This is a genomic window from Caminibacter pacificus (genome assembly GCF_003752135.1).
Taxonomy (GTDB): domain Bacteria; phylum Campylobacterota; class Campylobacteria; order Campylobacterales; family Nautiliaceae; genus Caminibacter; species Caminibacter pacificus.
On record NZ_RJVK01000001.1, the window covers coordinates 214,632 to 226,789 of the forward strand.

10 protein-coding genes are annotated in these 12,158 nt (G+C 33.5%); 6 read left to right on the top strand and 4 right to left on the bottom strand.

Features of this window, described 5'->3' with window-relative positions; all coding sequences use genetic code 11:
• The first annotated feature begins 20 nt into the window (after positions 1 to 20).
• Positions 21 to 2,021: an EAL domain-containing protein gene (locus EDC58_RS01150; RefSeq protein ID WP_123351666.1), complete on the top strand. Its 2,001-nt coding sequence runs from the start codon at positions 21 to 23 to the stop codon at positions 2,019 to 2,021.
• On the opposite strand, the gene EDC58_RS01155 is transcribed toward EDC58_RS01150, so the two are convergent.
• Positions 2,018 to 3,571 (bottom strand): L-aspartate oxidase, encoded by a 1,554-nt coding sequence (locus EDC58_RS01155; RefSeq protein ID WP_123351667.1) that lies wholly within the window; start codon positions 3,569 to 3,571, stop codon positions 2,018 to 2,020. The genes EDC58_RS01150 and EDC58_RS01155 overlap by 4 nt on opposite strands.
• A 51-nt stretch (positions 3,572 to 3,622) precedes the next feature.
• Here EDC58_RS01155 and EDC58_RS01160 point away from each other — a divergent pair, with 51 nt between their 5' ends.
• From EDC58_RS01160 to EDC58_RS01175, 4 genes are all read left to right on the top strand, one after another.
• Positions 3,623 to 4,249, top strand: coding sequence for a plasminogen-binding N-terminal domain-containing protein (locus EDC58_RS01160; protein ID WP_123351668.1), 627 nt, complete (start codon positions 3,623 to 3,625; stop codon positions 4,247 to 4,249).
• Position 4,250: 1 nt separating this feature from the next.
• A complete protein-coding gene (locus EDC58_RS01165) occupies positions 4,251 to 5,633 on the top strand; it encodes an FAD-binding oxidoreductase (RefSeq protein ID WP_123351669.1) in 1,383 nt (460 codons plus the stop codon).
• 174 nt (positions 5,634 to 5,807) lie between these two features.
• On the top strand, positions 5,808 to 6,566 hold the full coding sequence (xth, locus tag EDC58_RS01170) for an exodeoxyribonuclease III (protein WP_123351670.1): 759 nt from the start codon (positions 5,808 to 5,810) through the stop codon (positions 6,564 to 6,566).
• An 8-nt stretch (positions 6,567 to 6,574) separates the two neighbouring features.
• Positions 6,575 to 7,156 carry a DedA family protein gene (locus EDC58_RS01175; protein WP_123351671.1) on the top strand — a complete coding sequence of 194 codons (582 nt, stop codon included), beginning with the start codon at positions 6,575 to 6,577 and terminating at the stop codon, positions 7,154 to 7,156.
• Here the strand turns inward: EDC58_RS01175 and EDC58_RS01180 are convergent.
• The 3 genes from EDC58_RS01180 to EDC58_RS01190 are packed head-to-tail and all read right to left on the bottom strand — an operon-like array spanning position 7,146 to position 9,653.
• The gene (locus EDC58_RS01180; RefSeq protein WP_123351672.1) at positions 7,146 to 8,216 is read right to left on the bottom strand and encodes a GGDEF domain-containing protein; all 1,071 of its coding nucleotides are present in this window, start codon (positions 8,214 to 8,216) and stop codon (positions 7,146 to 7,148) included. The two genes, EDC58_RS01175 and EDC58_RS01180, sit on opposite strands and share 11 nt — an antisense overlap.
• Positions 8,209 to 8,490 carry a Dabb family protein gene (locus tag EDC58_RS01185; protein WP_123351673.1) on the bottom strand — a complete coding sequence of 94 codons (282 nt, stop codon included), beginning with the start codon at positions 8,488 to 8,490 and terminating at the stop codon, positions 8,209 to 8,211. Before EDC58_RS01185 ends, EDC58_RS01180 begins: the two co-directional genes overlap by 8 nt.
• Entirely contained in the window at positions 8,490 to 9,653 is a 1,164-nt protein-coding gene (locus EDC58_RS01190) for a pyridoxal phosphate-dependent aminotransferase (RefSeq protein ID WP_123351674.1), read from the bottom strand. The genes EDC58_RS01185 and EDC58_RS01190 overlap by 1 nt, the downstream gene beginning before the upstream one ends.
• Positions 9,654 to 9,785: 132 nt before the next feature.
• On the opposite strand from EDC58_RS01190, the gene EDC58_RS01195 reads away from it, so the two are divergent.
• Positions 9,786 to 12,146: a methyl-accepting chemotaxis protein gene (locus EDC58_RS01195; protein WP_123351675.1), complete on the top strand. Its 2,361-nt coding sequence runs from the start codon at positions 9,786 to 9,788 to the stop codon at positions 12,144 to 12,146.
• Positions 12,147 to 12,158: the final 12 nt, after the last annotated feature.

The following is a 12,158-nucleotide window of genomic DNA, read 5'->3' on the forward strand; positions in this document are numbered from 1 at the left end:
AATATAAGAAAGGGGCTAAAATGCGTTATGTCGATTCGATTAAAAATCATCTTCCTACTATTCTTCAAGAAGTAAAAATCCAAATAAAAAACGATAAAACGATTTATGAATTTGTAAAAACGGAAGAAGAACTTGATAAACTGCTTTCACTTCAAGAAAAATTAATTCAAGAATATCTTTACGATTTTCAAAAAAACATATTGGACGAAAAAAAATGTATGCAGTTTTATAAAGATTTGAAAATTCCTTATGCTATTGTCGTTAGGAGTTTGAATTATATAAGAAAAGAGGTGATAATCGCTCTTGATAAAGAGGGTGTTGATAAAGAGACGATTATCGAATTTTCCGAATATTTCGATAAATTTATAAATTTAACGGCAAAAGTTTATCTGAAAAAAGATATCGTTACACTCAAAAAACTTAGAAATTCCTATTTTGAGGATTACTTGTTGTTTAAATCTCATATCTCTTGGGTAGAGAGTATTATCGAAAGTATAAGCGAAGACGATATTTCGAAGTTTCCTTTGATTGCCGCGAGTGAATGTAAGTTTGAAGAGTATCTGAACTATCCGGAATCTTTGATGGTTTGTATCGATGTGAATTTGTGTATGTATTTGCATGATTTGCATTCGCTTTTACACAAACTCGCAAATACTTTTTATCTTTATTATGCAAAAGGCGCATATAGCGAAGCGTATATGATTTTTAAGGATTTGAAAGAGCAGATTTTAAAATTTAAGGGCATAATAGGAGAACTTTATTTTATAACTTATTCAAATTTGGAAGTAAGCTTTTTTAAACTTATAGAGATATATAAAACAAATAAAAAAGAGTTTGTGACGTTAATCGATATGAAAAGTTTAAAAAGCCTAAATTCTATCTACGGAGAAGAGACTATTACTAAAGCTCTTGAAGTAATAGAAAAGCGGCTTCATAGATTTTTCGAAAAAGACCAGGCAAGAAGTTTGGTCGTAAAAGGGATGACTTCAAATTTTTATATGCTCAATATCGATTATTCGTATGACGAATACAAAAAAATGATCGATAATATCATCGAAATAATTAAAGAGCCCGTAATTCTTGATGAAAACAAAATAGAATTTACTCCTATAATCGCAGGACTTGAGATAGAGGAGTATTTCGATATCAAAAAAGACGAAATGATAATGATTTTAAATCATCTCAAAAATAAAGCTAAACAGAGTAAATGTAATAAACTTCTTGTAATCAATCACTACTCAAAAGAGATGTTAAAATCATGGCTTAAAAACAGATACGATTCGAAATTTATCAAAAGTAAAATAGAAAACGCTGAATTAAAACTTGCTTATCATCCTATTTTCGATATCCAGACAAACAAAATCTACTCTTTAGAAGTATTGGCTCGGATTGTAGATGAAGACAAACTAATACCGGCCGGGCTTTTTATCGATGAGGTATATTCGATGAATCTAATTGAAAAGCTGGATTTGGCGGTATTGAGAAAACTTATAGAAGACAAAGAAAAAATCAAACAAATTACCGATAAAATTTTCGTAAACGTCAGTTTTAATTCTTTGCTTAACGAAGAGTATTTGGAAAAACTCGAAAAGCTTATCGATAATATTCAAGTCGGACTTTTGCTTGAATTAACAGAGCAAAAATTTGTCGATAACGTAGAAATTTTATTTGAGCTTAATCAAAAATATAATCTCTTTTTTGCTGTGGATGATTTCGGTACGGGATATACATCTTTGCAAAGTGTTGTGGATTTGGTGAAAAAAGGTATTTTAAAAGTATTGAAAATCGACGGAAGTTTAATAAAAAACATCGATGACGAATATAACAAAAAAATAATAAACGTAATTTCGAATATGGCAAAAGAGCTTAATTTATTAAGTGTTGCTGAATATGTCGAGAGTGAAGAGATTTTAAACGAAATTAAAAAAGCCGGAATTAATTTGGCTCAAGGATATTTTCTTGCTAAACCTGCGTTAATTGAAGAGTTGATAGTGGAAAAAGTGGAAAAATTCGGCTTTTAGTCGAGTTTTTCCAGTGTGTGATGTAAGAATGCGTGGTCGCTTTCCGGGTAATCCATTCTAAAGTGAGCGCCTCTGCTCTCTTCTCTGTAAAGTGCAGATTTTGCAAGTACTTTTGCAATATCAAGAGCATTTAAGCACTCTATTTTTTCGTTTAGAGATGAATCGTTTTCGTGGTTTTGGCTCATTTCGCGTTTAATATCTTCAAATTTATCCAACGCTTTTTTTATAGCGTATCCGTTTCTTAAAATTCCGAGTTTATTAAATAAAATCTCACCGATTTCGTCTTTTATTTTTTTGGCGTCTATTTTTGTATTTTTTAGAGTTTCGATAAGTTCTTTGTCTTTTTGAATATCTTCTTTTTTAGGCTCTATTTGAGTTTGTTGTCTATGAGAATATTTTACAGCTTGATATCCTGCTATTCTTCCGAATACCGCACCCTCACTAAGAGAGTTTCCACCAAGACGATTTGCTCCGTTTACTCCGTTGTTTCCGGCTTCCCCGGCATAAAAAAGCCCCTCGATATCTGTAAAGCAGTAAGTGTCGGTTTTGATTCCGCCCATGGTGTAGTGAGCAAGCGGAGTGATTGGAATAGGTTCTTTTGAGATATCGATGCCTTTTAGAGATTTTACTCTTTTTTTGAGATTTATAAGTTTTGTGTTAATTATTTCTTCAGGGATGTCAGTTAGGTCTAAATAGACTTTTTTTCCTTTTTGGAGTTGTTTGACAATTGCACGAGTCACGAAATCACGGGTATTTAATTCATCTACGAACTCTTTTCCGTCGCTGTTTATTAGTTTTCCGCCTTCACCTCTTGCCGCTTCGCTTATTAGGTAATTAGTGCCTTCAAGACCTGTCGGGTGGAATTGAACGAATTCCATATCCATAGCTTCAAGCCCGGCTCTTAGTCCCATTGCAATTCCGTCTCCCGTTGCGTCGGTTATATTTGTGGTGTGACCTCTGTATAATCCGGCAAAACCACCTGTCGCCACTATAACCGCTTTTGCCTGAATGACTTTTAATTCACCTTTTTCATCTACGAAAGTCGCTCCGGCTATTTTTCCGTCGTTTATCAAAAGATTGAGTGCGAAGTGGTTTTTTATCGTATCGATATTTAAGTCGTTAAGTGCTTTATTTAGCGCTTTCATAATCGCAGGTCCCGTTGCATCTGCGGCGAATACCGTTCTTTTGAATTTAGTACCTCCAAAAGGTCTTTGCGCGAGTCTTCCGTCAGGCAGTGTGGTAAAAGGCACTTTAAATTTTCTGTGAAGTTCTCTAACGATTTGAGGGGCTTGTTCGCAAAAGATTCTGACAGCTTCTTCTTCGGCAAGTCCCATTCCGGCTTTTAGAGTATCTTGGATATGGTGTTCTATAGAATCGCCGTCTCCCATATTATTTAGTGCGGCGTTGATTCCTCCTTTTGCCATAAAAGAGTTGTTTGCCATAGGAGATTTTTTCATTACAATCGCTACGTTACTACCGAGCTCCTTTGCTTCTATAGCCGCCATCATACCCGCAATACCGCTTCCGATTACCAAAATATCGTATTTCATAACGTATCCTTAATCTTTTATTTGATATAATTTTACCAAAAAGGTAATTAAATGAGGATAATTTTTGTATTATTTTTAGCGGTATTCGCTTTTGCATTCGATGTTAAAATCTTAAGCGTAAACAATGACTATGCAAAAATCGACAGCTACATAAAAAAAGGTATTAGCGGAGATGTGATTTGTACCTATGATAAAACTCCGATAATCTGCGCAAAAGCCGTGGCTTTCGGGAATATCGTAAAATTTTATAACTATACCGAGCTTAAAAACGACGCTTTTGCTCTGCCTAAGGTATCACCTAAACCGGGAGATAAAATTATTTTGGGTAAAAACTATAGAAGAATATTAATTATCGCGCCGAATCAAAACGCATATATAAAAACCGCGCAATTATATAAAGGCAATACGATTATTTCGCCTGATATTTTCGCTCCTTTTATCGATGAAATGCCTACAAGAGAAGATTTTGAGAAGTTTTGTAACGATATGAATATCGGGAGAATAATTTTCGTGCTTGATAAGATATATGAGGTTGACAGTTTCAGTTTTTATGCTATAAAGAAAAGAGATATCGATTTCAAAGCAAAATACGATAAAGCCTTTTTCGTAACTTTTCCGAGTTTTAAAATTACAGGTAAAAATATCGAACAATACTATAAATCGCTTATAAAGGACTAAGATGCTTGATAAAAAACATATTGACGAACTAAAAAAAATTGTAGGCGAAGAAGATATCAAAACCGATAAAATTCATCTAAGAGCCTACTCTTACGACGCTACAAAAGAGCATTATTATCCCGAAGCCGTTGTCTTTCCAAAAGATGAAGAGGAAGTTAGTAAAATCTTAAAATATTGTAACGACAACAAAATCGCTGTAATTCCAAGAGGTGCCGGAAGCGGTTTTACCGGTGGTGCACTGCCTGTTAACGGCGGTATTATTTTGGCGGTTGAAAAATATATGAATAAAATTCTTGAAATTGATGAAAAAGATATGGTTGCTGTGGTGCAACCAGGAGTTGTAAACGCTCATTTGCAAAAAGCCGTTGAAGAAAAAGGACTTTTTTATCCGCCTGACCCGGCAAGTATGGATTATTCTACAATCGGCGGAAACGTCAGTGAAAACGCAGGGGGTATGAGAGCGGCAAAATACGGAATTACAAAAGATTACGTAATGAGCTTAAAAGCCGTACTTCCAAACGGAGATATAATCAGAGCCGGAAAAAGGACTATTAAAGACGTAGCGGGGTATAACGTAGCCGGGATTTTGATTGCGAGTGAGGGTACTTTGGCAGTGATTACCGAAATTACTCTAAAACTTCTACCAAAACCGAAAATGAAAAAAACTTATATGGGGATTTTCGAAAACGTAGAAGATGCTATGAATGCGGTTTATAAATCTCTTGCAAGCGGTGCAATGCCCGTTGCTATGGAGTTTATGGATTCGTTGGTTGTTAAAGCTCTAAGAGAGAAACTCGGTGTGAATTTACCTGATTGGGCGGGAGCGTTGCTGATAGGAGACGTTGACGGGAACGTAGAAGAAGAGATAAATTATCAGCTTGGAATTTTAGAAAAAAGCTTTAAAGAAAACGGATGTAAAGAGTTTAAAGTTGCACGTGATGAAAACGAAGCGAATGAAATTTGGTACGCAAGAAGAAACGCAAGTCAATCTATTACGATTTACGGAAGTAAAAAAATAAACGAAGACATATCCGTACCAAGAAGCAAACTTCCCGATGCTTTGAGAGTTATTACTCAAATAGGTGAAAAATACGGACTTGTAGTGCCGTGTTTCGGGCATGCGGGAGATGGTAATATTCACGTAAACGTAATGGTAGACGGAAGTAACGAAGAAGAAGTGAAAAAAGGATATGAGGCCGTTGAAGAGATATTTAAAGCCGTTGTGGATATGGGAGGGACTCTCAGCGGAGAGCACGGAATAGGGCTTAGCAAAGCTCCGTTTATGAAAATAGCCTTTAGTGAAGCCGAGCTTAATCTGTTTAAAAGAATAAAAGAAGCTTTCGACCCGAACGGAATTCTTAATCCAGGGAAAATGGGACTATAATAATGAAAAATGTTAATTGGAGAATTGAAAATATTAATTCTCCTTTGATTCTTTTTTCTCCTAATTTGCCCGAAAAAAAAGAAATAAAATCAAAGAGATTTAAGATTTTTATGTTTGCTATTGTAGCATTGATTATGTTTAATGGCATTGATTTTGTATTTTGGGGGAAATAAAATGAGAATATGCACGTTTAACGTTAATTCGATAAGAAGTAGGCTTGAGATTGTTCAAAATTTAGTAAACGATTATAATATCGAAGTTTTGTGTATGCAGGAGATAAAAGTCGAAAATAAAGACTTTCCTTTGATTGATAAAGATTTCGAGTGTGTGATTCACGGCCAAAAAAAACTTCACGGAGTTGCGACTTGTTCTAAATTTCCTATAGAAGAATCACAAAAAGGATTTGAGGGAGAATTAAACGAGCCGAGATTTATCTATACGCTTATTAACGGAGTGCATATCATCAATATTTACGCACCTCTTGGGGATAATTACGGAGATAGATTCGAATATAAAATGTATTTTTACGATAAGCTTTTCGAATGGCTTAGAAGATTTGATTTAAGTAAAGATAAAGTACTTATTTGCGGTGATTTTAATATTTCGCACACAGAGCTTGATGTGTGGGATGAAGTGATATGGGAGGGAGAAGTTACTCATTTACCTGAAGAAAAAGCGATACTTTCCAAGTTTTTGGATATCGGATTTGTCGATATCATAAGAAAAGAGTATCCGAATGAAAAGGTATTTACGTTTTATGATTATAGAGGTGCGGCGGTTTATAAAAACGAAGGATTAAGGCTTGATTATATTCTTGTTACCAAACCTCTGTTTGAAAAATTTAAAAATTTGGAAATTTTAACTTCAATAAGAAGAAAAAGAAAACCGACACCTTCCGATCACGTACCGGTAATTGCGGAATTTGATGTATAGGGGATAAGATGTTTCAGCAAATAGTGGATTTTTTGGTAAATTTTGCGCATTCTTTAGGATATATCGGAATATACTTTTATATGCTTTTGGTCGGAACTTTTATTCCCGTACCAAGCGAGCTTGTTTTGCTTCCTGCAGGGTATTTGGCGGCAAAAGGAGATATGGATTTGTATCTTGTTTGGGTGTGTGCCGCACTTGGTAGTTTGAGCGGGGCTCTTATTAACTATTTTCTTGCTAAGTGGATTGTTAATAAGTTTTTAAAAGACAAACCCGTAATCGAAAAAGTTACGAAATTTTGGAATCAGCACGGAAAAATTTCAGCGTTTTTGGCTCCTTTGACTCCGGGGCTCGGGCAATATATTTCAATTCCCGCAGGTCTGTCTCATATGCCTCTTCGCTGGTTTATTCCTTTGACTTTCAGTGCGAATCTAATCTGGACCGGGTTTTTAATAATGATAGGATATATTTTCGGAGCGGGAGAGGCCGCTCATAAAGAGGTGGTTTATGGCAGTTTGATACTTCTTGGGGGTGTTATTATTATCGCTTCGGTTTATGTTTTTAGAGAATTGAAAAAAGAGTCTAAATCTTAGTTTTTGAAGTTGCAAGCAAAACTTTATTTTTTCCCGTTCTTTTTGCTTCATATAGTTTATTGTCTATTTTTTGGATGAATTTATAAATTCCTTCGTCTTGATATTCTCCTACAGCTCCACTGATAGTAATCGGATGATCGTAAACGTTAATATTTTCTTCAATTTCTTTTTTTATTCTTTGTGCTATTATATTTGCCGATGTTATTTTTGTTTTAGGGAAGATTATTACGAATTCTTCTCCTCCGTATCTAAAAGGTAAATCCGTTTTTCTTATAGTTTTTTTAATAATATGAGCTATTTCTTTTAAAACTCTATCACCTTCATTGTGTCCGTATGTATCGTTTATCAATTTAAAATTATCTATATCAAACATCATCATAGAAAAAGGTTCTCCATAACGATTGTATTTTTCTATATTATATACGATTTGTTCGTTGAAAAAGAGTCTATTGTATAGACCTGTGAGAGAATCGGTGATGGATGTTCTTTCAAGACCTACACGAATTACCCTATAAACGAAAAGTATCAAAATTAATATCGAAGCTGCTGCAAGCATTGAAGCCAATGAAAATCTTTTGGAGATTATTTCTATTTTTTTCTCGGAAATATTTTGCATCATGGCAGTAATTTTATCGGCTATTTTCCATGCCTTTTCCGATTTTTTAATTAATGCGTTTAGTTCTTTTGTTTCTTCTATATCTTGCCATAAAGAATAAAGGTTGGTGTATATGTCATAAAATTTAATTCTATACTTCTCCGGTATAGTTTCCGGAAAATTGTCAATAAGCATTTTAATTGTTTTGAAGTCGAATTCAATATTGTTTTTAATTTGATTTAATTTTTGAGAGTCTTTTATTATCTTGAATTTCGTATATCTTTGGATGTTTCCTCTTATTTGACCGAGTTTGTTGATTAGAAGACTGTCGTATTTAGTGTATTTGTTAAGCGAATGAACTATAAAATACCCGTTTGCTACTATAATAGCGAAAATTACAAACAAAAGGGCTATTATAACGCTTGAAGCCCCGGTGTTTTTAAGAAGAATTTTAAGTCTAAACATTATAGTCTACTACTCGTCTTTCAATAACATAAGGTTTTATAAATTCAATAACTTCTAAATGTTTTGGATGTTTGGCGTAAATATCTAAATCCTTTATATTTTCTACTTCCGTAATTACACAAAAATCACTCGGATTTTTATCATATCTAATATCGACTCCTACTTCGATATGTTTAATTTCCGGAATAAAATTTTTTAAATTTTCTATTCTTTTTTTAAATTCCAAAAGAGGAGCGTCCTCTTTTGTTTTGAAAATTACTACGTGTCTAATCATTAAAGAGCCTTTACGAATTCTTCAATTCTTTTGATTCCTTCTTTTATGGTTTCTATATCCGTAGCAAAAGAAAATCTAAAATACCCCTCACTTCCGAATCCAACTCCCGGCACAACAGCCACGCCTTTATCTTCAAGAAGAGTTAATGCAAAACTCATAGATTCCGGCATGATTTCTTTGTGATTTACGAAAATATAAAAAGCTCCGGCAGGTTTTGCAGCCGATAATCCCGGAATTTTATTAAACGCTTCATAAACGAAGTTTCTTCTTTTTTCAAACTCTTTTCTCATCATCTCCACATCCGCGTCCGCTTCTCCAAGAAGTGCCGGAATGGCGGCTTTTTGAGTGATTGAATTAATGTTTGAAGTACTTTGAGATTGAAGTTTTATCATGTTTTTTACAAGTTCTTTATTTTTGCTTGCACAATATCCGAATCTCCACCCGGTCATTGCGTGAGATTTGCTAAGTCCGTTAACGGTGATAGTTCTTTTTAGCATATCTTCGTTAATACTTGCGGTTGCTGTGAATTTTCCGTCGTAAATAAGTTTTTCGTACATTTCATCACTAACAACCCAGATATTCGTATCTTTTAATACATCAGCAAGTGCTTTAAGCTCTTCTTTAGTATAAACGGCACCTGTTGGATTACTCGGAGATGTTAATATAAGGATTTTAGTTTTAGGAGTTATAGCTTTTTTTAGCATTTCTGCCGTAATTTTAAATCCGGTACTCTCATCCGTTTCGATACTTACCGGTACACCGCCGTGATATTTTACAAGTTCAGGGTATGTTACCCAATAAGGTGCAGGGATTATTACTTCGTCGCCTTCGTCAATAAGACATGCGAAGATGTTAAAAAGAGATTGTTTTGCACCGTTGCTTACGATGATTTCGTCAGTTTCATATTCAAGGTCGTTGTCTCTTTTCAGTTTGGTTTTAATTGCTTCAAGAAGCTCCGGAATTCCGGCAACGGCAGTATATTTCGTAAATCCTTCTTCAATTGCTTTAATTGCAGCTTTTTTAATAATTTCGGGAGTGTCGAAATCAGGTTCACCGGCACTGAATGCCAAAACGTCTTTACCTTGTGCTTTTAATTCCCTTGCTTTTTGAGAGATTGCGATAGTCAATGAGGGGCTTAACTTTTCAATTCTTTTGCTAAACATTACAAACCCTTTTTTATAGGAAATTATATACTAAAAAGCATTAATTTTCTATCGTATATAAAGTTTTTTTAAAAAGTTAAATAAAAATTAAAAACTACCGATATTGCTTAAAATTTACTTGAAGGGGACGAAATGTTGAAGAATTTGAGCATTAAACAGAAGATGTTAATGATTGTGGCATTGCCGGTATTTTTTTTATTGGTCTTTGCAAGTTATCTGATATATGATAACTACCAAAATTTATCTCAATTGAAAAAATTGGAAAATATAATGAAAATTACCGTAAAACATACTTCAAAAGCTATTCATGAACTTCAAAAAGAGAGAGGTTATAGTATAGCTTATATTGCAAACGGCGGTAAAAAATTTAAAGAAGAATTAAGTAAGCAAAGAGAAAAGGTAGATTTGGCTTTTGCTAATCTAAAAAGAGAAGTTCAAAAATATAAATTACAAAAAATAGATAAACACGTATATCACTATTACGAAAAAGCTTTCGAAAAATATTCGATGATTAATTCAATAAGACAAAAAGTTGATGCTTTACAAATAGCTCCAATTGATGTCATTGATTACTATTCCGATATTAACGGATATTTTATCGATACTAAGGATGAAATTTTAAAATATCAGGCTGATGAAAGCGTAACTGATGATATTGCAAAATATTTCGATTTATTAAAACTTACGGAAAAAATGGGTGTAGAAAGAGCAATTGTCGCGTATATGCTTAGTACGGGGAAATTACCTCACGATTTACTTGTAAAATGGAATAGTGCTATCGCTTACCAAAAAGATATAATTAAAAAATATCCTACTATCGCAAAAGAGATTTTAGCTGTAACTTCGCAAATTAAAAAGATTAGAGATATTATTAATTCTTATAACGAAAAAAAACATATCGTATCTCAAATGAAAGAGCTTGTAGGATATGGTGGACTTATTCATAATTTTAAAAATTACGTGTTAAGAGGAAAAGAAAAATATAAAGAGAAATTCGATAAACAATACGCACTTCTTAATCAAAAAATAAAAGAATATGAAGCTCTTGGAGAATCCGAACAAGAAAAGAAACTGATAAATGAAATAAAAACCGTTTTTGGAAAATATTATAATGGATTACCTGCTGTTGTTGAAGGATATCAAGAACATTTAAACGTTCACGAACTTGATAAAATTGTAAAAGTTAACGATTCGCCCGCTATTAAGGCATTCAAAACACTCTCTACAAAAGGAGTTAAACTTAGCGGACTTAATCCGAAACAATGGATTTCTTTGTCTACTCAGGTAATTAATCAAATAAAAGCCCTAATAGATAAACTAGGTAAAGAAATTTTGATAAAAATCAGTAATATCGTTAATAATATGACTATCTATTTGTATACTATCGTAGCAATTGTTATTTTGATTATTTTAGCAGTGGCGGCTTTAAGCTTTTTTATTTCTAAAAATTTAGTTGAATCAACTGAAAAACTTAAAGAAGGATTATTGGAATTCTTTAAATTCTTAAATAGAGAAACTACTCAGGCAAAAGAGATAGAAATAGATTCCAACGACGAGATAGGCTTGATGGCTAAAGTGATTAATGAAAATATTAGAAAAATCGAAGAAGGCTTGATGCAAGACGCGGCTATGATTCAAGGGCTGGTAAGAGAAGTTGAAAAAATGAAAAACGGAGTTTTGGAGGGTAGAATTTACGAACAAGCATCAAATCCGGACCTTGAAAAGGTTAGGGTAATATTTAACGAAATGCAAGATTCTATGGAAAAAATTATCGGAAAAGACGTAAATAAAACTGTAAAAGTTCTCGATAGTGCAATGCATAAAGATTTTACGAAAAGAATCCAAAATGCAATCGGTAAAGTGGAACTTGCCGTAAACAGTGTACTTGATACTATTGTGAATATTTTAAGCGTAAATAAAGAAAACGGAGATATACTATCACAAACTGCAAGTGTATTAAAAGAAAAAATGCATGCATTAAAAGATGCCGCAAAAGAAGCTTCTTATGAATTATCTGAAGTTGCGAATATTATGCAAAATTTAAATAACGAAATTTTTGAAATTTCAAATCAAACAAAAACGGTTATCGACCAATCTCAAGATATTAAAAACGTAGTGGGAATTATTCAAGAAATTGCCGACCAAACGAATCTTTTAGCGTTAAATGCTGCAATCGAAGCCGCAAGAGCCGGCGAACACGGAAGAGGGTTTGCCGTAGTTGCGGATGAGGTTAGAAAATTGGCTGAAAAAACTCAAAAAAGCTTAAGCGAAATTGATGCGAATATTAATCTTTTAACTCAATCGATTACGAATATCGGTGAAGCTATTATAAAACAAACTGACGAAATTGCAAACGCAACCGCTAAAATCGAAGATGTAAACGAAAAAACCAAACTTATGGAAAATTCGGTAGAAGAAGTAAATACTATTGCTGAAGAAGTAAACGATATGGCGGATAAAATGTTGGAGAATGTTAAGAAAAACAAATTCTAATAAAGGTCAATT

Excerpts from the sequence above, each read along its gene's own strand:
- EDC58_RS01175 (WP_123351671.1), top strand. The coding sequence starts at position 6,575 with ATGTTTCAGCAAATAGTGGATTTTTTGGTAAATTTTGCGCATTCTTTA.
- EDC58_RS01155 (WP_123351667.1), bottom strand. The coding sequence starts at position 3,571 with ATGAAATACGATATTTTGGTAATCGGAAGCGGTATTGCGGGTATGATG.
- EDC58_RS01185 (WP_123351673.1), bottom strand. The coding sequence starts at position 8,490 with ATGATTAGACACGTAGTAATTTTCAAAACAAAAGAGGACGCTCCTCTT.
- EDC58_RS01195 (WP_123351675.1), top strand. The coding sequence starts at position 9,786 with ATGTTGAAGAATTTGAGCATTAAACAGAAGATGTTAATGATTGTGGCA.
- xth (WP_123351670.1), top strand. The coding sequence starts at position 5,808 with ATGAGAATATGCACGTTTAACGTTAATTCGATAAGAAGTAGGCTTGAG.
- EDC58_RS01150 (WP_123351666.1), top strand. The coding sequence starts at position 21 with ATGCGTTATGTCGATTCGATTAAAAATCATCTTCCTACTATTCTTCAA.
- EDC58_RS01190 (WP_123351674.1), bottom strand. The coding sequence starts at position 9,653 with ATGTTTAGCAAAAGAATTGAAAAGTTAAGCCCCTCATTGACTATCGCA.
- EDC58_RS01160 (WP_123351668.1), top strand. The coding sequence starts at position 3,623 with ATGAGGATAATTTTTGTATTATTTTTAGCGGTATTCGCTTTTGCATTC.
- EDC58_RS01180 (WP_123351672.1), bottom strand. The coding sequence starts at position 8,216 with ATGTTTAGACTTAAAATTCTTCTTAAAAACACCGGGGCTTCAAGCGTT.
- EDC58_RS01165 (WP_123351669.1), top strand. The coding sequence starts at position 4,251 with ATGCTTGATAAAAAACATATTGACGAACTAAAAAAAATTGTAGGCGAA.